We start from the raw sequence: 21,483 nt of genomic DNA, 5'->3' as shown, positions 1-21,483 counted from the left end.
GGATGCCCGGGACAAGCCCGGGCATGACGAAGAGTGGTGTATACTGTGTGACTGCGTCAGCTTCAGCTCACGCGCTTCCAGGTCTGGCCGCCGCAGAACATGCCGCCGAAGGCGCAACCCTGCACGCGCATCGCATTCGGGCCCTTCATCGCGATCGTCGAGTCGTAGTTGCGGCCGGAGTCGGGATCGTGGATGCGGCCGCTCCACTTCGCGCCGTCGGGCTTCATGTTGATCAGGATGCGCTCGTTGGTCTTCGCGGCGTAGCCGCAGAGATTGACGCCGCACTGTTCGACGCGAACATTGCCCTTGTTCTCTTCGGTGGCCCAGACGCCGATCGGCGTGTTGGCAGCCGCGACAGGCGCGGCGGGCACCGGGGCCGGAGCAACCGCGACGGGCGCGGGCGCAGCAGCGGGAGCGGGAGCCGCAACGGGCGCGGTCTGCGTCGTGGCGTCGTAGCCGGCGGACGGAGCAGCGGCAACCGTCGTTGCTGGAGCCGTGATGGCGGGCGCTGCCGGTGCGGTCGCCTGCACGGGGGCCTGCTGCACGGGCTGCTGCTGCTGCACCGGAGCCGGCGCGGGCTGCGCGGTCGTGGCCGGAGCCGGGGTGGTGTCGATGTCATCGTCTTTGGAGCCAAGGCCCTTGAGGTTGATGTTGTTCAGCTTGATCGGCTTGTCCGACAGGCCCGGCGCCACGATGGTCACGCAATTGAGCGAGGCGCAGTTGCGCGGCGTCTCGATGCGGATGTGCTGGCCTTCGATCTGGAACGAGAGCGAATTGCCGGCATGCGCGGCGGCGGTGGACGCGAGGAAGAGGGCGGTGGCGGCGATGGTGAGCTTGTTCATGACAACCTCCGAAAGATGTTGCGGTCCCGATATGGACTGAAGTCGCGGGTGGATGAAGCGTGGTTCGACCCTACGCCGGCCTGGTCGGACCTTCTGTGATAGACGTCACAACGGCTCGCCGCCGCTCGGTGACGCAGCGCACATTCAGCCGCGATTGCATCTGCGTAACGTCGTCGCCACAGAGAGGGAGGCGCCGATGATGCGGCTTGTGACTTCGCTTGGCACATTGATCGCGCTGATGGCGATTGCGCCCGCAGCGGAAGCCGGCTCGTACGCGTTCTCGATCGGCGGTCATCGATTCCGGGTCGAGTCGCCCAGGAATTGCCGATCGGCTTCCTGTGTCTCGGTTTCCTCCCATCGCAGCTTTCGGCCGGACGGCGATACGACACCGGCGCCGGTGCTTCCGCCGCCGCAACCGCTCTATCCCGTGGCTCCGGTCAGGCCGGCGCCAGCCATTGCGGTCGCGCCTGCGCCTGTGCCGATGGCTCCTGTCCTTGCCTCGACGACGTCGCAACCTGTTATTCTGCCGCCGGCGCCAAGCTCCAATCCGCCTCGGGTCGAGCTACCGCGGACGGGTCCGCCGAAGACCGTCGCGCTCGATCCGCCGCGCATGGAGGCACCCGTCGTCGCGCCGAGGCCGGAGCTCGAGCAGGCCGTGACCAGCCCAGAGCGCGGCGACGACGAACTCGCCTATTTACCGCTCGGCGAGTGGGAGAGCGCAGGCGCCAAGGGCACGGTCCGCATCGAACGCTGTGGACCGGCCCTGTGCGGCTTCGCGCTGACGGAAGCATCGACCCGGGGCGAGAGCGTGCTCGTCAACATGAAGCCGAAAACGCACGACGTCTGGACCGGCAACATCTACAGCCGCTCCAGCGGCAGCACCTATTATGCGACGATGACGCTGAAGAGCTCCGGCAAGCTTCACGTTGAAGCCTGCGCAGTCGGCCATTTCTGGTGTTCCGGAAACGACTGGACGCGAGCCGAAGAGCGGCCGGAGAAGCTGATCACGACGTCGCGGCAGTGGAGCGCGCGGTCGTAGGGGAAGCGTTCGATAGCTTCGACTGAAGCCGCTAGATCATGCCGAGCACGATGGCACCAACAAAGGCCATGGCGAGGTACGCGGTGATAACGCTCAGTCTCCCGGCGAAAGTCATGATGTCGCTCCCGCTGTCGCGCCGCCTTGCGCGAGAGCGTCATGGTTAACAGAAAGTCGCTTTTCGAAAAAGTCAGCCTTGCTGTCACTCGTCACCGGCAGGGGCTCCTGCTGGCGCGGGCTGACATGGTTAAAGAACACTGAAATCAACACGTTGAAGAGTCTTTAAGTAAATTCACCGAACGTGCGTGCATGACGCGCGGAGTTCGTTTGTATCTCGTCGGCTCCATCGTCCTTGTTTCGTTAGCGGGTTGCGGACGCGGCGTCTTCCAGGCCGAACGTGAACCGTGGCGGGCCGAGGCCGAAGCCGCATGCCTGAAATCAGGCGCGGTGAAAGAGGGGCCGGATCTCGTCCGCATCGACCCGATCTCCGGGCCGGGCATGTGCGGAGCCGAGTTTCCGCTCAAGGTCGCCGCCCTCGGCGAAGCCTCGAGCAGTTACGGCTTTGCCGACGAGGAATTGCGTCCGCCCGGGAGCATCGGCAGTCAGCCGCGCTGGCCGGTGACGCAGCCGCGATCGAATTACCCGCAAGGCCAGAACTACCCGGCATCTTCCTATCCGCAACGCTCAAACTATCCCGAGACCGCGGTGCGCCAGCCGTCCGGCTATGGCGCTCCGCCCGGCCCAATGCCGTTGAATGCGCCCGGCGTGGCGCAACAGGAAGACGAGATCGACCTGCCGCCCGAGGGCACCGATGCCGCGGGCGCCTCGCGCTACATGAATGCGCCGAGCTATCCGGCACGGCCGGCGCCCTACTCGCAGGCGCCCGCGCAGCAACCGCTGCCGCGGCTCGGTCCGGCGCAGGGCAATCCCGTCACCGCCGTCGGCCCCGTTGCGATCAAGCCGGTTGCGACGCTGGCCTGTCCGATCGTCTCCGAACTCGACCGCTGGCTCGCCGACACCGTGCAGCCCTCGGCGATGCGCTGGTTCGGCACCCGCGTCGCGGAGATCAAGCAGATCTCGGCCTATTCCTGCCGCGGCATGAACGGCAATTCGCATGCCCATATCTCCGAGCACGCCTTCGGCAATGCGCTCGACATCGCCGCCTTCGTGCTCGCCGACGGCCGCCGCGTCACCGTGAAGGATGGCTGGCGCGGCATGCCGGAAGAGCAGGGGTTCCTGCGCGACGTGCAGTCGGGCGCGTGTGTGCATTTCACCACGGTGCTGGCGCCGGGCTCGAACGTCTATCATTACGATCACATCCACGTCGATCTGATGCGCCGCGCCAGCCGTCGCCTGATCTGCCAGCCCGCCGCCGTCTCCGGCGAAGAGGTCGCCGCGCGGGCGGGCGGGCGCAATCCCTATGCGAATGCACGCGATCCCTCCGTGACCGGCTCGCTGGGTACGCGCAAGAGCATGGCGCGCAAACACGAAGAGGACGAGTACGCCGACGATTGAGGATTGCGCATGATCCGTAGCCTGGATGGAGCGAAGCGCAGTCCCGGAAAGGCGTTCCCGCATTCCGCTTCGCTCCATGCGGGCTACGACCCCACGCCGGCCGGGCTCGCGCTGAGCCTTACCTGTTCAGCTGACACCGCGTCTTCGGCAGAGCGCATCTCGGGCGCAAAAATTTGCGCACGCGCAAATCTCACCTAAGTCATTGAAGTCAGAAAGACAATTGTGCTGCCGCGGGCTTTTTCGGCGGTTGGCACGGTCGCTGCAATGAGGAGGCTGCCACGAAGCGGCGCTGCCGGCGCCGTGAGCCAGCGGATCCCGTCATGCAGATGCCTGTCACCCCTCCTTATTCGGATCTCGAACAGCGCGTGCTGTCGCGCATCACGGAGGAGCGCTGGCTTGAACTCGCATCCGAGCTGATCCGCACCGGCCAGCCCCGTTCCGGCAATCCGCTGGATCCCGATTTGCCCCCTGCCGAGGAAGAGGCGATCTCGATGCTGGTCGCGGGCAAGCTCGAGGCGCTCGGCATGGAGGTCACCAAGCACAGCGCGCAGCCGCACCGGCCGAACGTGCTCGGCGTGCTCAAGGGACGCGACGGCGCGCCCTCGCTCATTCTCAACGATCACCTCGACACCTATCCGGCCGTCGAGCCCGAGAAATGGCACATGACGGATTTCGATCCGTTCAAGGCGACGCGCCACGGCGATCTGCTCTATGCGCGCGGCACGTCCGACACGCGCGGAAACCTCGCTGCATCGTTGCTCGCAGTGCAGGCCCTGACCGAAGCGGGTGTGAAGTTCGATGGCACCTTGATGTGCTGCTACACCGTCGATGAGGAGCGGAATGGCACCGAAGGCTCCATCTACATGCTGAACAAGGTCGGCCTGACCGCCGACTACGAGATCACCGCCGAGCCGACCGCCTGGGGTGACGTCAACACGGACTGGGGCATGAACCTGTCGGTGGCCAATTCCGGCCACTGCCTGATCGAGCTCTCCGTTCACGGGATCAAGTCGCACATCTGGCGACCGGACATCAGCGTCAACGCCATCATGGAAGCGGCAAAGCTGTTGCCGAAACTGAAGGACATGGCGTTCACGCATGTCCCCAGCAAGTTCATGGGACATACGCCGCCCTGCTGCGCCGTGGTGCGGATTCGGTCCGGCCTGCCCGGCGAGATGCAGTTCTCGCCGGATGCCTGCACCATCACGCTCGCCGTGGTCGGCATCGTGCCCGGCATGACGCTATCGAGCGTGATTGCGGATATCGAGCGCCTCGGACGGGACACTTTTGCGGGCGTGAACGACGTCAGGGTCGAGGTGCGCCAGGTGCCGGGCTCGCTGTTCGTCAACGCGACCGAACCGGTGCCGGTCGAGGAGGAGCCCTGCCGCTCCTTGCGCGCGGTTTACCGGCGTCTGATGGGCCGCGAGCCCGGGGTCAACCGCAAGAACGCCTTCAACGACACGATCCGCTTCCGCGAAGCCGGCATCAATGCGGTGACCTTCGGTCCCGGAGAAGACGGCTGGGCCGTCGACAATGAGAACATCTCGATCACCAAGTCGGTGATGGCGACGCGGATCTACGCGCTGACCATCATGCAGATCCTGGGAGTGCGGACATGAGCGTCGAGGCGACCCACATGACGATTCCAATCTCGCCGGATCGCACGCGACGCGGCAGCTTGCGGCTGCGGCTTCCGAAGGTCTCGCGATCGGTGCTGCTCTCGACGCTGACCGTGGCCATGCTGCTGGCCGGCTGGGCCATCGTCACGGAGATGGGCTGGGCCAACGAGCTGTTCCTGCCGAAGCCGCAGGCAGTCTGGGCCGCGTTCGTGAAGACGATGACGAAGGGATATCAGGGCGCGACCCTGCTTCAGCATCTCGGCGCAAGCCTCTATCGTATCCTCACCGCCTTTACGCTGGCCTGCCTGATCGGCATCCCGCTCGGCGTCCTCATGGGCGTGTCGCGCAACGCTCGCGCGCTGCTCAATCCGTTGATCGAGTTCTACCGGCCGCTGCCGCCGCTCGGCCTTTATACGCTGCTGGTGATGTGGCTCGGCATCGGTGAGAGCTCGAAGCTGTCGCTGCTGTTTCTTGCCGGTCTGCCGGGCATCGTCATCTCGACGATCCAGGCCGTCACCAGCGTGGACCCGGTCTATGTGCGCGCCGCCCAGTCGCTCGGCGCGACCCGGCGACACCTGCTGTTTCACGTCTATTTGCCGGCGGCGGGACCACTGATTCTCGCCGGCATGCGCATCTCGCTCGGATTCACCTACACCGTTCTCGTCGCCGCCGAAATCGTCGCGGCATCCGCCGGCATCGGCTGGATGATCTGGGACGCCGCGAAATTCCTGCTCTCCGACGTCGTGATCATGGGGCTGATCGTGCTCGGCCTCACCGGCGTCGTGCTCGATCTCATGATGCGCGGCATCGCCAAACTGATGATGCCGTGGGCCTGAATCCAATCCTGATCCTAGGGGAGACCTCCATGATGAAGAGACTGATTGCGACGCTCGCGGTTACCACGTTGGCGCTCACGGCCGCAGTCCGCGCCGAGGACAAGCCGGCGAAGGTGACCGTCGGCTATCTGAACCTCGTCAACGCGCAGCTGGTCACCAAGCATCTTGGCCTGCTTGCCAAGGAGATGCCGGGCGTCGACATCAAATACGTCAAAATCGGCGGGGGTGGCGACATGCTGCGCGCGATCGCCGGCAACGACGTCGATTTCGGCGGCCTCGGCAACCCGCCGACCGCGATCGGCGCGACGCGCGCCCTGCCGATCAAGGGCATCCTGGTGATCAACATGCTCGACTACGTCGAGTCGATGGTGGTTCGCGCCGACAAGAACATCACCTCGCTCAAGGACCTCAAGGGCAAGACAGTGGCGGCGCCGTTCGGCTCCACGACACACTACCTCCTGCTCCAGGCGCTCAAGGACGAGGGTGTCGATCCCGCCTCGATGAAGATTCTGGACCTCGCGCCGTCGGACATCGCGGCGGCCTGGCTTCGCGGCGACATCGACGCGGCCTGGTTCTGGGAGCCGAATCTCGGCAAGGCCGTGAAGAACGGCGGCAAGATCCTCGTCACCTCGGGCGAGATGGCCAAGCGCGGCTACCCGACCTGGGACATCGGCGTCGTCATGAACGCGTTCGCGGAGAAATATCCGTCCTATGTCGACAAGTTCATCAAGGCCGAATGCGAAGGCATCGATTTCTGGCTGAAGAACCCGGAGAAGACCGCGGAGATCATCGCGGAAGAGCTTTCGCTGCCGATCGAGGACGCGCAGCGAATGATGAAGGGCACCGGGATGATTCCCTGCAACAAGCAGCTCACGGAGGAATATCTCGGCACATCCGCGAAAAAAGGCAAATTCGTCGACACGCTGATCTCGACCGCCGATTTCCTGGTGAAGCAGGAGCGCCTGCCGAAGCTGCTGCCGCGCGCCGACTTCGAAGCCTTCATCCAGCCCGCCTATCTGGAGAAGGTGATCGGCCGCTAGGATCGGTGCCGGCGGGCTTGTCTCGCCGGCACATCGCCAATTCCCGCAAGCACGTGACCGACATGAATCTCGCACCTCGCCACCTCCGCGCCGCCTATCGCCGCGGTGAGTTCAAGCCGTCCGATGTCGCCGCTTATGTGTTGTCGCGCCTTGATCACGCCGACCAGAGCGGCGTCTGGATCTCGACGGCAGATCCCGAAAGCGTCATGGCAAAGGCGCGCGCGCTCGATGCCCGCATTGGCGAGATCGGCGAGCTGCCGCTCTACGGCCTCGTGTTCTCGGTCAAGGATTGTATCGACGTGGCCGGTGAGCAGACCACCTCGGCCTGCCCGGAATTCGCCTACACCGCCAAAGACACGAGCCCGGTTGTCGCCGACGCCATCGCGGCCGGCGCGATCTATCTCGGCAAGACCAATATGGATCAGTTCGCGACCGGCCTCGTCGGCGTGCGCTCGCCCTATGGGATCGCCCGCAACCCGCACAATCCGGACTACATCCCCGGCGGCTCCAGTTCGGGCGCCGCGGTATCGGTCGCGACGGGCACATCGTCCTTTGCGTTCGGCACCGATACCGGCGGATCGGGCAGGGTGCCGGCGTCCTATTGCGGCGTGACCGGCTTCAAGCCGGCGCCCGGCGCCTTCAGTCAGCGCGGCATGGTCTACGCGTGCCGTAGTTTTGATACCATCTCGCTCTACACGCGCGACCCCCGCGATGGCCACGAGATCTATCGCGTGTTGGCGCGGCGCGATGTCGAGGACTGTTTTTCGCCGGAAGCTTTCGCCGGATGGACGGAGCAGGCTCCTCCAGCGCGGCCGCTCAACATCGCGACGCCGCGTCCGGATCAGCTCAGGTTCTTTGGCAATGCGGAGACCGAGGCGCTGTTCGGCGTTGGGCTGCGCAAGCTGCGGCAACTCGATCTGTCGGTCGCATCGGTCGATTTCTCGCCCTTCATTTCGGTCAACGATCTGATGTTTTTCGGACCGTTCCTCGCCGAGCGGGACGTCTCGGTCGGCGCATTCCTCGACGCCAAGCCGGACGCGGGTGTGAAGATCGTCCGCGACCTCGTCATCGGCAGCCGGAAGTTCACGGCTGCCGACGCCTATCGTGCGCTCTACAAGGTCAAGGAGGTCCAGCGATCGCTGCGCGATTTCTGGCAAGATCACGATGCGCTGGTCGTGCCGACGGTCGGCACCGTGCTGAGCATCGATGACGTCGCGCGCGATCCGCTGACGGCCAACTTCAACAACGGCTATTATACCAACTATGCCAACCCGCTGGGCCTGGCCGCGATCGCCGTTCCGAACGCCGTCACCGCAGCCGGCGTGCCCTATGGCGTCACGTTCCTGGCGCCGGCCGGCCGGGAACGCCTGCTCACCGATCTGGCCTGCGCTTTCGTGGAGGCTTCAGCCGAGACCGAACTTCTGCGCCGCGTTGCAATCTGAGCGGAGACCTCCTAGCCTTCGAGCCGTCACTCGAAGGGAGACCGATCGTGGAGCGCAGCGATGCGCATGAGGTGGCCGATCCAGCTGAGCCGCGCGCCGAACTGCCACGGCCCGGGACCGGACGTTATGTGCTGAAGGCGTTGGACAAGCCCGATCTGGAGCTGGTGATGCGAACCGGCAGGCTCGCGACCTACCAGAACCGCGAATATCTGCTGCGGGAGGGCGAGCCCGCAAATGGCGTCCACATCATCCTGAACGGGATCGTCGAAAGCACCCATGCCGGCACGCAGGGGCGCGAATTGATGCTGTCCACCTGGGAGACCGGCGATTTCGTCGGCGCGCCCTATATCCTCGGCGATCACCGCCACAGCTGGTCGGCCCGCGCGCTCGGGCGGGTCGAAGCACTGCATCTCGACCAGGATGCGGTCCGCCGGTTGATCGCGCAGTCGCCGTCGTTCGCAGTCGCGCTGATCGAGTGTCTCGGCTTCAAGGGCGAGACCTATTCGATGCTGGCGCAGACGCTGGCGGGACAGAAGGCGGCGGAACGGTTGGTGCTGCTCCTGGTCAAGCTGTGCGAGAACGCGGCCCAGGACGAGAGCGGCCCGATCTCGCTCGGCCGCATCACGCAGGCCAATCTCGCGCGCATGATCGGCGCGACGCGCCAGTCGATCAGCCTGATCCTCAGCCGCCTCCAGGACGACGGCATCATCTGGACCGGCCCGACCAAGATGGTCGTCAACGATCTCGCCGCGCTCCGCAAGCAGGTGACCGACTAGGCGTGTACTCATACGATACCAGGCCGGCGCAATCGGCTAGATCGGCGCCAGGCTTTTGCTCGGCACTTGCGACAGTGCTGCATCAATGGCGGTTTGCAACTCTGCCAACAAGCAAGGCTTTGTCACAACTGGAGTGCCCCTGAATGCATCCGGCACTCCCGACGATCCGTATCCGCTCACGAAGAAAAAGGGCTTGCCTCGTCCCGCAAGTGCCGAGGCGATTGGCTCGATGGTGTCGCCGCCGAGATTGATGTCCAGGATCGCGAGATCGAACTCAGCATCCGTCGCTAGAACGGCACCTTTGGTGACGTTACCCGCTTCCGCAACAACTGAATGACCCGCCTCTTCAATCATCTCAACCAACATCATTCGGATGAGGGCTTCATCTTCGATGAGGAGAACTGAAGCAGACACCGATCTCGCCGTCTCTCAGGCGGGGCCCGTCTGCTGCGAGGCCGCGTTCAGGAGCTGAGAAACAGCCGAAACGACTTGCGCAGGCGCAAATGGTTTCTGAAGCAGAATGCTGTTTGGTACACCGAGTACCGGCCACTTATCGGCCGCGCCGCCTGTCATGTAAACCACGGGAAAGTGCGGGTCGATCTCACGGGCGGCTCTCGCGACTTCCCAGCCGTCAAGGCGACCCAGCAGATTGACGTCGGTGACGAGAGCTCGGTAAGGCTGACCACCCTTCAGAAGCGTGACGGCTTCCTCGCCCGTTTTCACGGTCGCGATTTGAAAGCCTCCCTCCGAGAGAGCCTCTTCGACGATAAGTTGGATCGTATCCTCGTCTTCGATCAACAGAATGGATGGAAGTTCCGTGGTGTTCACATCTTCCCCCTGCTTCACCCGCAACGTTACAAAGTGCACACAAGGGTCTTTGTTCCATTCACGGAACGCGAAAAGCGAACCAATTCAAGCGACACCCGGCACTCAGACTAGTACGTGCCATTCCGCCTGCGGCACCAATTCCTCTTCGAAATTTAATGCAGGAACATTCCTGCCATTGCCAAGTTTTCCCGATACCCTTCCCCAAGGGTGACCCCAATGGCCCCAGCTCATGCCCCCCAAGCCCCCCCGCGAGCTGGGGCCTATTTTTCCCTGCACTTGAGCTGATGCCGGGAAGAGCAGCCACTTCTTAAGTTGAGGATTATTCGCGCCCACGCCTCGACGACGTGTTGCCGACACACGGAGGACCTCAGCTGGTCTAGCCCCGAGTTGTGGTCCTTTTATCAGGCTCGTGCACTGTTATACCGAACTCGGAACGAATATTCGGCGCTTGAATCATTCCAAGTCAGCTAAGTGTCGGATGCCCCATCGTGTCGCGCTTCAACCAGCAGCTCACTGAGTGCACGCCCAAGCGCCGGGCACCGTAGCAAATCATTCTCACGCCGACTTGGACGGTGCTGGCACCAGCCCCATGCACAGCTGCACCTCGGCCGGGACATTGTAGGTTCGCATGATGTGCCGGCTGTCGCGCAGGCCGGTCGCCTCACGTTGCACCACGAACATCCAGAGCGCGTGGCCGGCTTCCATCACCAGCTTGCGCCTGGCTGGCTGCATCGAGGCCGGCACCTCGGGGAGGGCGTGGGCGGCGTCGAACTCGCGCAGGCGCGTCAGCGCCTGTTCGAGCGTGCGGCCCATCCGTCCGAGCGCGGAGGCCTGTTCCTGGACAATCTCGTAATGGAGGATATCGACCGGCGGGCGGAGATCACGGGACATGAGCTCAAATATAATGCTGCCGGAACGGCCTGCAACGCAGGCCCGGCTTGCCGCTACTTCGCCCGATACGCCGCCAGGAACATCCGCGTCGCGCTGTCGACGACTTCGCTCATGCGCTCTTCTGACGGCGCAGGTGCGGCTTGGAAGACGAAGGGCAGGAACAGCGAGGCCTTGCAAAGTTCCATGAACTGCGAGGCCGCCAGATCGCAATCGTCGATCGCGAGATCGCCGGAGGCGACGTGGGCTTTGAGATAGTCGGAGAGGCGGTTGATGGACTTGTCCAGCACGCGCGCATAGTAGCGGCGGCCGAGATCGGGCATGCGCTCGGCGATCGCCATTACGGTGCGGATCGCCGATCCGCCGCCGGGCCGGCACAGCAGACGGTTGTAGGCCCGGCCGAAATCCTTCAGCGTGGTTTCAACATCACGCGCGGGATCGAAATTGAACGCGACCTGCCCGTGCTGGAGCGCCTCCTGCTCGAGGATGGCTTCGAACAGAGCGCATTTGTCCGCGAAGTAGACGTAAAGCGTCCCCTTCGAGACCTGCGCCGCCCGGGCGATCTCGCCCATGCTGGCACCGTCAAACCCGAGATCCATGAACACCTTGCGGGCCCCGTCCAGGATCTGGCGGCGTTTGGAGCTGTCCTCCTCCTGGATGACGTGCACATGTTCGCGGCCGGCTACAACCATTGGTTCAGTGTCTCGGAAGGTTTTTGCATCGGTCCAGGATCATGAAACCGAAATAAAGGATTCGGGCCAGTAGGGTCCAACCGGGAATATTATCTATATTGACCGAACCGTTCGGTCAATGATATTTGGGATAGGGGAGAGGGAACCGGCCGTACGGCGGTTGTCCCTCTTCGCGCTTTTTTTGGGGAGGCCTTCATGGCCGTAGTGAGAGACCAGGCTGCGCGCGTCCTTCGCCCGGACGCCGTGGAGACGCCGACGCCCGCGGGTGGTGACGTTGCCACCGAGACGTCTGTAGCTCTCGCCGAGCAGTTGCGCTCTCATGTGGTCGAGGAAGCCAAGCGCCTTCCCAGCGAGGCGCCGGAGAAGCCCGTGACCGACAAGCCGGCCGCAGCCCCAGACGCGCCCGCCGCCGCCGGCGCGCCGAAGTCCGGCAAGCGCAAATTCGTGATGATGGGAGTAGGCCTCGTGCTGGCGCTCGCGGCCGCGAGCTATGCCGGCTACTACACGCTGGTCGGCCGCTTCTACGTCGCGACCGACGATGCCTATGTCCGCGCCAACAACACCATGCTGGGCGCGCGCGTTGCCGGCCACGTCTCCTCGATCCTCGCCGGCGACAACACGACGGTGCGCGCCGGCGACATCGTCTTTCGTATCGACGACGGCGACTACAAGATCGCGGTCGACGCCGCCGCGACCAGGATCGCGACCCAGCAAGCCACCATCGATCGCATCGGCCGCCAGGTCGCGGCGCTCGACAGCCAGGTCGCACAGGCCAAGGCGCAGCTCGTCTCCGCCGAAGCCGGCCTCAAGCGCGCCGACCTCGATTATGAGCGCCAGCAGGCGTTGAGCAACAAGGGTTTCGCCTCGCGCGCCACCTTCGAGAGCTCCGAAGCCGGACGCGACCAGGGCGCCGCCGCGGTCAAGGCTGCGCAGGCCGCCTACGATGTCGCGCTCAGCAATGTCGACGTCGCCAAGGCGCAGCAGGCCGAAGCGCAGGCGCAGCTCGCCGAGCTCAAGACCACGCTGGCCAAGGCCGAGCGCGATCTCGCCTTCACCGCGGTGCGCGCGCCGATCGACGGCACGTTCTCGAACCGCCTCGTCAGTGCCGGCGATTTCGTCGCGGTTGGCCAGCGGCTCGGCAACGTCGTGCCGCTCGACAACGTCTATATCGACGCCAATTTCAAGGAGACCCAGCTCAAGCGCATCCGCCCCGGCCAACCGGTGACGATCAAGGTCGACGCCTACGGCATGCGCAAGTTCTCCGGCGTCGTCGACAGCATCGCGGCGGGCGCGGGCTCGGTATTCACGCTGCTGCCGCCCGACAACGCCACCGGCAACTTCACCAAGATCGTGCAGCGCGTGCCGGTCCGCATCCGCGTGCCGAAGTCGGTCGCGAAGCAAAACCTGCTCCGTGCCGGAATGTCGGTCACTGCGACCGTCGACACCAACAAGGGCGCGGCCGACGCCGACAGCGAGGTCGATCTCGACGACGCCACCATGATCCATCCGCAGTAGCGCGCCTGCGCCGCGAGGTCAGACCATGGCGAACGCCACGACCGCTTCACCTGCCATGATGGCGGATCCCGCTTCGGAGCGCATCGCGCCGAAGCGGCTGTTCGCTTTCATTATCATGGTGTTCGGGATGTTCATGTCGATCCTGGACATCCAGATCGTCTCGGCATCCCTGAGTGAAATCCAGGCCGGCCTGTCGGCAAGCTCCAGTGAAGTCTCCTGGGTCCAGACCGCCTATCTGATTGCCGAAGTGATCGCGATTCCGCTGTCGGGATTCTTGTCGCGCGCCTTTGGCACGCGGCTGTTGTTCGCAATCTCGGCGGCCGGCTTTACCGCATCGAGCCTGCTCTGCGGCTTCGCCACCACCATCGAGGAGATGATCCTCTGGCGCGCGCTGCAAGGCTTTCTTGGCGCCGGCATGATCCCGACGGTGTTCGCCTCGGCCTACACCGTTTTCCCGCGCACCAAATTCCACATCGTCGGTCCCATCATCGGGCTCGTCGCGACGTTGGCCCCGACCATCGGGCCGACCGTCGGCGGCTACATCACTGACCTGATGTCCTGGAACTGGCTGTTCTTCATCAACATCGTGCCCGGCATCGGCATCACCATCGGCGTGCTGGCGCTGGTCGATTTCGACGAGCCGCATTTCGAATTGCTCGATCGTTTCGACTGGTGGGGGCTGCTGTTCATGGCCGGCTTCCTCGGCACGCTCGAATACGTGCTGGAGGAAGGGCCGCAATATGAATGGATGCAGGACCCCTCGGTCGCGATCTGCGCCTGGATCTGCGGCATCTCGGCGATCGCCTTCTTCTGGCGCGTCTTCACCGCGGCCGAGCCGATCGTCAATTTGCGCACCTTTTCCAACCGCAATTTCGCGATCGGCTGCGTCCTTCAGTTCTGCATCGGCATCGGCCTCTACGGCCTGACCTACATCTATCCGCGCTATCTCGCCGAAGTGCGCGGCTACAGCGCGCTGATGATCGGCGAGACCATGTTCGTCTCGGGCATCACCATGTTCCTGGTCGCGCCGGTGGTCGGGCGTCTCATGGCGAAGTACGACATGCGCTACATGATCGCGTTCGGGCTCGTCGTGTTCGCGCTCGGCTCCTACCAGATGACCTGGATCACGCGCGACTACGATTTCTACGAGCTGCTGATTCCGCAGATCTTGCGCGGCATCGGCATGATGTTCGCGATGGTGCCGACCAACAACATCGCGCTCGGCACGCTCGCGCCCGACCGGGTGAAGAACGCCTCGGGCCTCTTCAACCTGATGCGCAATCTCGGCGGCGCGGTGGGGCTTGCCGTCATCAACACCGTGCTCAACGACCGCACGGACCTGCACATCACGCGCCTGCAGGAGCGCGTGACCTGGGGCAACGCGACCGCGACCGAAACCCTGACCATGTTCATGCAGAAGTTCCAGGGGCTCGGCGATTCCACCCTGATGGCGATGAAGCAGCTCAGCCAGCTCGTGCATCGCCAGGCCGTGGTGATGGGCTTCGGCGATGCATTCTTCATCCTGACGCTGTTCTATCTCGGACTGACCCTGCTGGTCACGCTGTTGAAGAAGCCAGCCTCACCGTTCGGCGCCAGCGGTGACGCGCACTAATTTGCAACACTCGTGCGTGATCTTGCGCGAGCCCCGTTGCAAATCACCAATGACACATCTATAAAGCGCACCTCATTCCATCGAACCGGGAGGATTTGCATGATTTCGTCGCATTCGCAGATCGCATGCCCGCGCTCGATGATGTTCTGGCTCGGTATCTGCTCGGCCTCCTAGAGGCCTCTTCCGCCAGCTTCGATTGGGCTTCCAGTCCCGATCGCTCCGCTCCCCAAGTTAAAGCCAATTTCAAGTGACGCCGTCTCGGCCCTCGCGGCTGGCCTGCGTCCATCAATGGAGCCGGCCCGCGCCATAAGCGGCCGGATGACGTCATGACCGCTCTGTCAAAAAGGCCCGCGGCGATACGCGTGGTGCTGCCCTTCGTGTTTCGGCACTGGCTGAAGCAGCCGGGGCGTACCCTCATCGTGGCCGGCGGCTTGCTGGGTGCGACCATCGCCGACCTGTTCATGCCAGTCTTCTCCGGGCATCTGGTCGACGCCCTGACGCGCGGCCCATCCGATCCCGCCGCGCGGCACGCGGCGCTGATGGCATTGGGCGGTATCGTGGCGCTCGGCGCAGCGTCCATGGTGCTGCGGCTGACCGGCCTCCAGGCCATCGTGCCGTTCTCCCTGAAGATCATGTCCGAGGTCGCGCAGGAAGCCTTCATGCGCGTGCAACGCTTCTCGACCGACTGGCACGCCAACTCCTTCGCGGGATCCACGGTGCGCAAGGTCACCCGCGGCATGTGGGCGCTCGACCTGTTGAACGACACGATCTTGATGGCGCTGGCGCCGTCGCTGCTGGTGCTGATCGGGTCGATGATCCTGCTCGGCGTGCACTGGGCCTCGCTCGGCGCGGTGATCGCGCTGGGCGCGCTGGCCTATGTCACGATGACGGTGCTGTTCTCGACGCGCTACATCGCGCCGGCCGCGCGCATCTCCAATGCCTGGGACACCAAGGTCGGCGGCACGCTGGCGGATGCGCTGACCTGCAACGCGGTGGTGAAATCCTTCGGCGCGGAAGCGCGCGAGGATGCGCGGCTTGCCCGTGTCGTCAACCGTTGGCGCGTGCGCGTGCGGCGGACCTGGCTGCGCTACAACTACACCAATCTGGCGCAGCTCTCGGTGCTGCTGGCCCTGCGCGCCTCCGTGATCGGCGGCGCCGTGCTGCTGTGGATGTCGGGGCGGGCCTCGCCCGGCGATGTCACCTATGTGCTGACGAGCTACTACGTCATCCATGCCTATTTGCGCGACGTCGGAATGCACATCAACAATCTTCAGCGCTCGGTCAACGACATGGAGGAGCTGGTGGCGATTCACGACGAGCCGATCGGGATTGCGGATGCGACGGACGCGCGGCCGATCGCGATCGAGCGCGGCGAACTCGTGTTCGACGACGTCACGTTCCACTATGGCGGCCATCCCGTGCCGCTCTATGACGGACTGTCGGTCACGATCCGCGCCGGCGAACGCGTCGGTCTCGTCGGCCGCTCCGGCTCCGGCAAGACCACCTTCGTCAAGCTGGTGCAGCGGCTCTACGACGTGACCGGCGGCCGCGTTCTGATCGATGGGCAAGACATCGCCAAGGCCACGCAGCATTCGCTGCGCAGTCAGATCGCGATCGTGCAGCAGGACCCGATCCTGTTCCACCGCTCGCTCGCCGAGAACATCGCCTATGGACGGCCCGGCGCCGGCCTGGAGGCGATCGAGCAGGCGGCACGGCTGGCCAACGCGCACGACTTCATCGTGCGGCTGCCCAAGGGCTACGGCACGCTGGTCGGCGAGCGCGGCGTCAAGCTCTCCGGCGGCGAGCGGCAGCGGGTGGCGCTGGCGCGCGCCTTCCTGGCCGATGCGCCGGTGCTGATCCTGGACGAAGCGACCTCGAGCCTCGATTCGGAATCCGAGGCGCTGATCCAGCAGGCGATGGAGCGGCTGATGCGAGGTCGTACCTCGATTGTGATCGCGCACCGGCTGTCGACGGTGCGCAGCCTCGATCGCATCCTGGTGTTCGACCACGGCGAGATCGTCGAGCAAGGCACGCATGCCAGGCTCGCGGCCAAGCCCGGCGGCATCTATCGCGGCCTGTTCGAGCGCCAGGTGGTGGAGCTCGGACAGATCGCAGCGGCGGAATGAGCGGCGCGGCCGACGGGACGAAAGTCCGCCGTCGCGCCGCCAGAGGATGGATGACATGAAGGACCTGACACGCGGCTCCATCGTGGGCCACATCCTGAGCATGGCGCCCCCGATCGTGGTTGGCATGATCACGATCATGATCTGCCAGCTCGTCGACCTGTATTTCGTGTCGGGACTGGGCGATGCGGCGATCGCGGGCGTCGCCGCGGCCGGCAATGCCGGCTTTCTCGTCAATGCACTGATGCAGGTGCTCGGCGTCGGCACGGTGGCGCTGATGGCGCACGCCGTGGGGCGCAAGGACCGGGGCGACGCCAACCTCGTCTTCAACCAATCGGTCGTCCTATCGGTGCTGTTCGGGCTCCTGACCCTGGTCGCAGGCTTCGCATTATCGCGCCCATATATGCGCACGATCGCAGCCGATGAGGCCACGGTCGAAGCCGGCGCGATTTATCTGCTCTGGTTCATGCCGGCTTTGGCGCTGCAGTTTGCGTCGCAAATCATGGCATCTGCGTTGCGGGCAACGGGCATCGTGCGACCGAGCATGGTGGTTCAAGCGCTTGCAGTGGCCATCAACATCGCGCTGGCGCCGGTCCTGATCTCGGGGTGGGGCACCGGGCACGCGCTCGGTGTTGCCGGAGCGGGCCTCGCAAGCTCGATTGCCGTCTTCATCGGTGTGCTCATGCTGCTGGTGTATTTCCTGAAACTGGAACGCTATGTCGCCCTTGATCCCGCGCAATGGCGGCCGCAGCTTCGACAGTGGAAGAGGATCCTCAATGTCGGCCTGCCTGCAGGCGGCGAGTTCGCGATGGTCTTCATCATCATGGCCGTGGGCTATTACGTGCTGAGCGTTTTCGGCTCGGCGGCACAGGCCGGATTTGGCATCGGGACGCGTCTCCTCGGTCTGATGCAGATGCCGGCGCTCGCTATCGCCCTTGCGGCAGGGCCGATCGCCGGCCAGAACTTCGGCGCCGGCAATGGAGCGCGCGTGAGGGAGACCTTTGTCAAGGCGGCGCTTGTCGCGACCGCCGTGATGATTGTTTTCCTGATCCCGGCGCAGCTCGTGCCTGGTCTGTTGCTTACCGGCTTCTCGAAGGATCAGGAGACGATGGCGGTTGCGTCGCTTTTTCTGCGTATCGTCTCGCTCAACATGGTGGCGCAGGGACTGATCTTCACTTGCTCAAGCCTGTTTCAGGGGCTCGGCAATACCAAGCCGGTATTGTTGACCTCGGCAACGCGGGTCCTCACCTATTCCCTGCCGTCGATCTGGATCTCGACGTGGCCGGGCTTTCGGATGGAGCATGTCTGGTATTTGTCGATCGCCACGACCACGCTGCAGGCTGCCCTGAGCGTGTGGCTGTTGCGCCGCGAGTTCGGAAAGCGCCTTGTGGTGCTCCGGGACGAGGAATCCCCGGAGCAGGCTGCGCCCGAGCCCGTGGCGTCTCCTGTACGCGCGCCCGCGTAGCGATCGCTTATCTGCGTGCTTGGGGTCGGGGTTGCCGGCGGCGTGGCGCTCACCGTGAAGAAAACACGGAGTTAGTGCGTGCCCAAACTGTTCCAGACGAGGCCGAGGCCCGACAGGAACAACAGACCGAGCACGACATCGCCGAAATGCTTGTCGCTCAGCGCGTGATAGACGCGCGCGCCGGCCCATGCGCCGATCAGCGTGCCCGGAAATGCGACCACCGCGAGCCACACCACCTTGAACGCGACGAGGCCCGAGGCGGTCTGCAACACCAAAGCGGTGGCGAGCACGGTGAAATTGAAGAGCTGGAAGATGCCGCGCCGCTCGTGCTTGTTCCAGCCGCGGATGTTGGCCCACAGGATCGGCAGCGGCCCCGACAATCCGGCAAGGCCACCAAGAATGCCGCCGGCGAAGCCGATCGCGCCGTCGGCAATGCGGCCGCCGAAGGTGATGGCGAGCGGCTTCTTGTTGAGGTACAGCGCGGTCGAGAAGATCAGCAGCAGCACGCCGACGCTCAGCTTGAACACTTTTGGATCGGCGGAGGCGACCAGCATGGTGCCCAGCGGCACGCCGATCAGTCCTCCAATCAGGAACGGCCAGACCAGCGAGAGATCAAAACTCTTCCACATCGACGGCAGCGTCGAGCTCTGCGCGATCACCGAGCAGATTAGCACCAGCGGCACCGCGAGCGAGGGCGGCAGCACGTAGAGCCAGATGCCGAGTGCCATCAGCGCCGTGCCGAAGCCGGCAAGGCCAGAGACGAAGCCTCCGGCGAGTGCGCCGAGCAGCAGCAGCGCGTAGGTGAGTATTTCCAACAGATCGTCCTTGTCGCCTGGGCGATCCCGAACTGTTGATCGCCATCGCTCGCATAGCACAGCTGCGGCCGTGCAGGTCAATTTCAAAACCGCACGCAAGCGTGATCCCCAATGGCGGGCGTTCGCGAAAGACAGGCCTACATGATGCTCGTACTTCAAACTGGGGTCCGCTCGACGCCATCATGCGGTTCGATCGGCCAGTCTCCCGACTGAACATATGGAGAAGGACGATGACCCGCACGAAGATTGCCGTGGCAGCCGCGCTGGTCTCGGCGGCGGCCTTGATGCCGACAATGGCGCAGGCTCAGTTTTCCGAGCCCGCGGCCTATCAGGCCGCCCATCCGGACCGCGACGTTCTGAATGGCGGCCAGCTCACGCCCGCCGCGCGCGGGGCCCGCGGCCAGCAGGGAACGCCTGCTGATGCCTATGCATCGCAAGCTTATCCATCGGCTGTCGCGCCAGTCGTGCGCTCGCGGCATCGCCGTCAGCATCGATAGGTATTTGCTAGACGATCTGCCGGGTGTCGGCGGGCCTGTGCAGCGCGCTCACGAGGATGCGCAGCGCTTCCGTCAATTCCGCCCTGTTGCGCGCCGCGCCAAGCGAGACGCGTGCCGCGTGTGGCGGTGGTCCGTCCACGGTGAAGGCCTCGCCGGCGACGAGTGCGAGTCCATTCCGCAGGAGATGCGCCGCTAGGTCGGGTCGGCCCTCCGGCAGCCGCAGCCATAGATGATGAGCTGCGGGCTTGGCCTGGAACTCGAACCCTTTGAGCGCCCGTTGCGCAAGCTGCTGCCGGCCGATCGCCTCGCTCCTGATGCCGGTGATGATGCGGTCGGCGATGCCGGTCTCAATCCAATGCGTCACCAGCGCGACCATCAGCGGCGCCGGCATCTGCACGGTCGCCTGCAAAGAGCTGCGCATCTCCCGCTGCGAGCTGCTGTCGGGCGTCACCAGATAGGCAACCCGCAGCGCGGGCGCGATGCATTTTGACAGCGTGGTCGCGAGATATGTCCGTTCCTGAATGAGATTGGCGATCGGCGATGCCGAGCGATCGAGCAGTCCGTAGGCGTCGTCCTCGATCAGAATCGTATTGGCATCGTTGATGATCTTCGCGATGGCGCTGCGGCGCTCGGGGGCAAGCGTCGCGGTGGTCGGATTGTGCAGCGTCGGAATGAGATAGACGGCTTTCGGCTTATGCGTGCGGCAAGCCTTTGCCAGCGCGCCGGGCAGGATGCCGCCGTCGTCCATGGCGACGCCGACGAGCTTGACGCCGAGGCGCGCGGCGGCGGCCTTGATTCCGGGAAAGGTGAGGGCCTCCGTGAGGATCACGTCGCCGGGGCGTGCGAGATGGGCGAGCAGGTTGAACAGGATCGTCTGCGCGCCGGGAAAGATCACGAGCCTGTCGGCGTGCGCATGCGGCACGCGTGCGCGCATCCAGCGCGCCGCGACCTCGCGCTCGTGTGCGCTGCCGCCGGGCGGCTGGTAGTTGAGATGCGCCGTCAGGCCCGATTGCGCGCGGATGGCTTCCATCCCGGCGATGATGCGCTCGTCGAGCTGCGCTTCGAGTGGCTGCGGCGGCACGTTCATCGAGAGGTCGATCGCGACGGGATGCGGCAGATCGCGCGCTGGTCTCCGACACGAACGAGCCCTGGCCGACCCGGGCTTCCATGATGCCGCGGCGCCGCGCCTCGGTGTAGGCGCGCGTCACCGTGGTGAGGTCGATGCCGAGCGCCTTTGCCAGCGCCCGCTGCGTCGGCAGTTGCTGCCCGCGCACCAGCCGGCCGGCGGCGATATCGGCCTCCATGGCCTCGACGATGCGCTGATAGCGCGGCCCGCTCAGCTCTGAGATTGTAGGGGTCCAATCCATGCAATTAGCGCCCATATCCTTTGAATGTATGGATGCAAGATAGTATTGTATGGATCGGTGAAAAGGAAGAGGTGGGGTCATGGCGACGGGTTCAGTCTCTCTGGCAAAGGCAATGTGGCGCGGTTTCTTGGGCAAATGCCCGAACTGCGGCGAAGGGCATGCATTCGGCCGTTTCCTGAAGGTGGCGGATACCTGCGACCATTGCGGCGAGGAGCTGTTCCACCAGCGCGCCGACGATTTTCCGGCCTATCTCGTGATGGTCGTCGTCGGTCATCTCGTGGTGCCGGCAATCCTTGCCGTCGAAACCGCCTATGCGCCGGCCGTCTGGCTGCAACTGGCGGTGTGGCTGCCGGTGACCTTGTTCGCTTCGCTCGCGCTGCTGCAGCCGACCAAGGGTGCCATCGTCGGGCTGCAATGGCAGATCGGCATGCACGGTTTTGAGCCGGGCAAGCTGCGGCGCGAAGCTGGTCGGCCTGCACCCGCCCTCGTGAAGGTGAACGCGCGCGCGGCTTAAGGAGCCATAGCGTTTACATCGCGCGGTCGCCCGCTACACTCCATCGTACAAACAAGAACGA

Annotated in this window: 19 protein-coding genes and 1 pseudogene; 13 read left to right on the top strand and 7 right to left on the bottom strand. The window is 64.5% G+C overall.

Annotation, left to right across the window (positions count from 1 at the left end):
• Window positions 1-62 precede the first annotated feature (62 nt).
• On the bottom strand, window positions 63-842 hold the full coding sequence (locus AC0L21_RS16920; RefSeq protein ID WP_473262951.1) for a DUF2147 domain-containing protein: 780 nt from the start codon (window positions 840-842) through the stop codon (window positions 63-65).
• Between the two features lie 196 nt (window positions 843-1,038).
• Between AC0L21_RS16920 and AC0L21_RS16915 the strand changes: the two genes are divergently transcribed.
• The 7 genes from AC0L21_RS16915 (at window position 1,039) to AC0L21_RS16885 (ending at window position 9,106) form a co-directional block, all read left to right on the top strand.
• Complete coding sequence (locus AC0L21_RS16915) at window positions 1,039-1,881, top strand: DUF2147 domain-containing protein (protein ID WP_473262950.1); 843 nt, start codon at window positions 1,039-1,041, stop codon at window positions 1,879-1,881.
• A gap of 306 nt (window positions 1,882-2,187) precedes the next feature.
• A complete protein-coding gene (locus AC0L21_RS16910; protein WP_473262949.1) occupies window positions 2,188-3,393 on the top strand; it encodes an extensin-like domain-containing protein in 1,206 nt (401 codons plus the stop codon).
• 320 nt (window positions 3,394-3,713) lie between these two features.
• Window positions 3,714-5,012 (top strand): M20 family metallopeptidase, encoded by a 1,299-nt coding sequence (locus AC0L21_RS16905; protein ID WP_473262948.1) that lies wholly within the window; start codon window positions 3,714-3,716, stop codon window positions 5,010-5,012.
• A complete protein-coding gene (locus AC0L21_RS16900; protein ID WP_473262947.1) occupies window positions 5,009-5,848 on the top strand; it encodes an ABC transporter permease in 840 nt (279 codons plus the stop codon). Before AC0L21_RS16905 ends, AC0L21_RS16900 begins: the two co-directional genes overlap by 4 nt.
• A 29-nt stretch (window positions 5,849-5,877) precedes the next feature.
• On the top strand, window positions 5,878-6,888 hold the full coding sequence (locus tag AC0L21_RS16895) for a taurine ABC transporter substrate-binding protein (RefSeq protein ID WP_473262946.1): 1,011 nt from the start codon (window positions 5,878-5,880) through the stop codon (window positions 6,886-6,888).
• A 62-nt stretch (window positions 6,889-6,950) separates the two neighbouring features.
• Entirely contained in the window at window positions 6,951-8,330 is a 1,380-nt protein-coding gene (locus tag AC0L21_RS16890) for an amidase family protein (RefSeq protein ID WP_473262945.1), read from the top strand.
• A gap of 47 nt (window positions 8,331-8,377) precedes the next feature.
• A complete protein-coding gene (locus AC0L21_RS16885) occupies window positions 8,378-9,106 on the top strand; it encodes a Crp/Fnr family transcriptional regulator (RefSeq protein ID WP_473262944.1) in 729 nt (242 codons plus the stop codon).
• Between the two features lie 36 nt (window positions 9,107-9,142).
• On the opposite strand, the gene AC0L21_RS16880 is transcribed toward AC0L21_RS16885, so the two are convergent.
• From AC0L21_RS16880 to AC0L21_RS16865, 4 genes are all read right to left on the bottom strand, one after another.
• Window positions 9,143-9,520, bottom strand: a complete 378-nt coding sequence (locus tag AC0L21_RS16880; protein WP_473262943.1) for a response regulator — start codon at window positions 9,518-9,520, stop codon at window positions 9,143-9,145.
• A gap of 15 nt (window positions 9,521-9,535) precedes the next feature.
• Window positions 9,536-9,934, bottom strand: coding sequence for a response regulator (locus tag AC0L21_RS16875; RefSeq protein ID WP_063996857.1), 399 nt, complete (start codon window positions 9,932-9,934; stop codon window positions 9,536-9,538).
• A gap of 555 nt (window positions 9,935-10,489) precedes the next feature.
• Entirely contained in the window at window positions 10,490-10,825 is a 336-nt protein-coding gene (locus AC0L21_RS16870) for a DUF6665 family protein (RefSeq protein WP_473262942.1), read from the bottom strand.
• 53 nt (window positions 10,826-10,878) lie between these two features.
• A complete protein-coding gene (locus AC0L21_RS16865; protein WP_473262941.1) occupies window positions 10,879-11,514 on the bottom strand; it encodes a TetR/AcrR family transcriptional regulator in 636 nt (211 codons plus the stop codon).
• Between the two features lie 195 nt (window positions 11,515-11,709).
• On the opposite strand from AC0L21_RS16865, the gene AC0L21_RS16860 reads away from it, so the two are divergent.
• The 4 genes from AC0L21_RS16860 (at window position 11,710) to AC0L21_RS16845 (ending at window position 18,229) form a co-directional block, all read left to right on the top strand.
• Window positions 11,710-13,029, top strand: coding sequence for an HlyD family secretion protein (locus tag AC0L21_RS16860; RefSeq protein WP_473262940.1), 1,320 nt, complete (start codon window positions 11,710-11,712; stop codon window positions 13,027-13,029).
• Between the two features lie 25 nt (window positions 13,030-13,054).
• Window positions 13,055-14,641, top strand: a complete 1,587-nt coding sequence (locus AC0L21_RS16855; protein ID WP_473262939.1) for a DHA2 family efflux MFS transporter permease subunit — start codon at window positions 13,055-13,057, stop codon at window positions 14,639-14,641.
• Window positions 14,642-14,967: 326 nt separating this feature from the next.
• Window positions 14,968-16,767, top strand: coding sequence for an ABC transporter ATP-binding protein (locus tag AC0L21_RS16850; RefSeq protein ID WP_473262938.1), 1,800 nt, complete (start codon window positions 14,968-14,970; stop codon window positions 16,765-16,767).
• A 55-nt stretch (window positions 16,768-16,822) separates the two neighbouring features.
• Window positions 16,823-18,229: an MATE family efflux transporter gene (locus AC0L21_RS16845; RefSeq protein WP_473262937.1), complete on the top strand. Its 1,407-nt coding sequence runs from the start codon at window positions 16,823-16,825 to the stop codon at window positions 18,227-18,229.
• Window positions 18,230-18,300: 71 nt separating this feature from the next.
• On the opposite strand, the gene AC0L21_RS16840 is transcribed toward AC0L21_RS16845, so the two are convergent.
• Window positions 18,301-19,044 (bottom strand): sulfite exporter TauE/SafE family protein, encoded by a 744-nt coding sequence (locus AC0L21_RS16840; RefSeq protein WP_007600830.1) that lies wholly within the window; start codon window positions 19,042-19,044, stop codon window positions 18,301-18,303.
• Window positions 19,045-19,274: 230 nt separating this feature from the next.
• Here AC0L21_RS16840 and AC0L21_RS16835 point away from each other — a divergent pair, with 230 nt between their 5' ends.
• Complete coding sequence (locus tag AC0L21_RS16835) at window positions 19,275-19,541, top strand: hypothetical protein (protein WP_473262936.1); 267 nt, start codon at window positions 19,275-19,277, stop codon at window positions 19,539-19,541.
• A 7-nt stretch (window positions 19,542-19,548) separates the two neighbouring features.
• On the opposite strand, the pseudogene AC0L21_RS16830 reads toward AC0L21_RS16835, so the two are convergent.
• Window positions 19,549-20,908, bottom strand: a pseudogene (locus tag AC0L21_RS16830) (aminotransferase-like domain-containing protein).
• Between the two features lie 79 nt (window positions 20,909-20,987).
• Here AC0L21_RS16830 and AC0L21_RS16825 point away from each other — a divergent pair.
• Window positions 20,988-21,422: a DUF983 domain-containing protein gene (locus AC0L21_RS16825; protein WP_473262935.1), complete on the top strand. Its 435-nt coding sequence runs from the start codon at window positions 20,988-20,990 to the stop codon at window positions 21,420-21,422.
• Window positions 21,423-21,483 lie beyond the last annotated feature (61 nt).

Source organism: Bradyrhizobium sp. WSM4873, assembly GCF_055811355.1.
Note: the sequence above shows the minus strand (reverse complement) of the source record. Positions and strands in the feature narration are given on the sequence as shown.